General features: G+C 44.4%; 1 protein-coding gene. It reads right to left on the bottom strand.

Annotation, left to right across the window (positions count from 1 at the left end; all coding sequences use genetic code 11):
* Positions 1–324: transposase (locus ACYQ11_RS22190; protein WP_459926020.1), on the bottom strand; the 324-nt coding region annotated here is incomplete at both ends.

Below are 324 nucleotides of genomic sequence, written 5' to 3' on the forward strand. Positions count from 1 at the left end.
TTTTTGTCAGCATCCTTGATGAGTCTCTCCATAAATTTGATAAGGGTCTGAGAATTCATCTTATCCTTGTAAACCATAAATCGAACCTTGCCTTGATTTGTAACCGACGAAATCAGATTCACCCGTTTACATCTTGAATGCACCTTAATCTCCGGGGTTTCACCGCGTGGGGCGTAACTACGGCCGTAATAGCTGTCATTGCACAGCCCGGTTTCGTCACCCCAATGGATTTCGGCGTTCTCTTTTTTCGCTTTAGCGGTGATTTTTGGGTAATCTTCAGTCAACCAGGCTTTTACGGCTTTGGGATTCTGGCTATAGGCTTTT

The organism is Desulfatiferula olefinivorans, assembly GCF_054657895.1.